Raw genomic sequence first — 2,017 nt, 5'->3', positions numbered from 1 at the left:
TCTAAAAAGGTCAAATTCAATAAAATTAGAAACCGTTAAAACGGTTAATACTTTTTCCTGTTTCATTGACCACCAACTTAAGTTGGTGGTTAATAAGAAGATAGAGGTCATTAACCGATTCATCAGTTTCCAGATTTCGGGCAAAATTTCATACATATTCCAAATTATTGCCTTTTTAGAGTGGACTCCCTTATTGTTATTTATATAATTTACCCACTCATTTCTTTAAAGAGCCTTATCCTTTTACTTGATAAAACTATTAGATATATTCAACAAGGAAGCATTTTCCTTTAAAAGTAAGAAAATTTGCTTCCTTGTTTGAAATTTGAATTGGTTTTTTATTTATCAGAATGACAATCCAAAACCGAAATTCGCAACCGGATATTTACAGATCGAGTAATCGGCGAATAATTTCAAAACCAGAATACTGTATCGAAAACCGATCGTTGCCCGGACATCGTTTTCACCCTTGATATCAAAATCGATATTCCATATTTCCGGTACAACTTCATTAGCGTCATTTATTACCATAACTTCTGTTTCGTATTTTGCATTCAAAGTTGTGCTTTCATAACCCAATCCGCCATAAAAAGTGAACATTGCCAGTTTTTTGCTGATTTGAGCATTCATAGCAAAAGCATTGACCTTCATAATATCTGCTAATTTGAATTGCTGTAAAGCAATTTGAACAGCCAGATCGACTGGAATCACTCCCGGTAAATACTGATCGATACTGTGTTTCAAACCGAAACCCCAGAAAGTTAGTTTTCCCATTTGTTTATCGAATTCAACAGGAGGAAGATACCTCAACATTAATTCGTTCCCATAAGGAAGTCCGAAATTAATTTGAGGAATAGCAAGAGGAATGAAGGGAAGCTCATCTTTGTTTTGGGCTCCATTTGGTAAATCTAAAACGAATTGAGCCGTATCTATTTCATAATTTCCTAATTCATCATTGAGTGTAAAAGATCCTCCTTTTTTTCCAAAGACTGTAGCAGTTTCTACTTCCTCATCTTTATAGATTGGAACATCTGTATTTTGGACATATAATTCCAAAGGTCTAGCCATAAAAGTCTCAGCTTCTTCCGGAAAAAAACAGAGTTGTCCATTGAACATGATTCCAAACCTGAAAGGTTTCAGAACTTTGGCGGTATTGAACAAACCGGAATTCAGGTTGGAACCAAAGGCTGTAACTAATGGTTGGATATAACCTTTTCCATTTTCTTCACCAAATTTCTCCAGTTTATCCTGGATAGTATCACCTGATTCCAATAAAAATACACCGATGATGAATAATGCTAAAATAATTACTGTTTTTTTCATGATTTTTTCTCCTTTTTAGTTACTTTGCGGAAATTAATTTATAGAGTTCCTTCGGGGGGATTTTCGCAAAGTAGAATTAATCAAAAAGTTAATCCCAGACCTGCAGTCATGGAATTATACTTCCCGAAATTATAATCAAAATTCAGATCGACAACTCCCAACCGGAAACCGATACCGAGAATTGCCCGGAATTTGTTCTCTCCTTCAATATCGAATTTTATACTTAATGGTACTTCAACCGGTTCTCCTTTCTCAGGATTTTCTGCAATATATATATAATCATAAGCAAATTCCATTTTTGAATTTTCGAACATCAAACCTGCATAAGGAGTAATATTAAGCATCTTGAAACCATGCGTACGGCTTAAATTGATACCATAAGCAGTCGCCCTTGACTTAACGACTGAACCGATATTAAGATTCTGGGTATAAAAAGACAATGCAATTTTTACAGGAATTGAGTATGGTAGCCAGACTTCGGGATTGTGTTGAAATCCGATCCCGAAATATTTTAAATCACCCAATTCTTGACTAACCTCAGACAAGGAAAAAAATCGGCAAACCATTTTTGTCCCATAAATCGTTCCAATACTGATTTGTGGAACAGCCAATGGTAAAATCGGAGTTTCATTTAACAAACCTCCAACTTCAAGTGTATCAGAAAAAGCATCTAAAGTAGTAGTCATTTCTAATG

The 2,017-nt window shown here is 34.8% G+C and carries 1 protein-coding gene; it reads right to left on the bottom strand.

Translation table 11 applies throughout. From position 1 onward, the window contains the following. Positions 1 to 345: 345 nt before the first annotated feature. The gene (locus tag ENL20_12315; GenBank protein HHE39337.1) at positions 346 to 1,323 is read right to left on the bottom strand and encodes a hypothetical protein; all 978 of its coding nucleotides are present in this window, start codon (positions 1,321 to 1,323) and stop codon (positions 346 to 348) included. Positions 1,324 to 2,017 lie beyond the last annotated feature (694 nt).

The organism is Candidatus Cloacimonadota bacterium (genome assembly GCA_011372345.1).
In the GTDB taxonomy this organism is placed as follows: Bacteria; Cloacimonadota; Cloacimonadia; order Cloacimonadales; family TCS61; genus DRTC01.
This window is presented reverse-complemented; position numbering and strand designations above follow the sequence as displayed.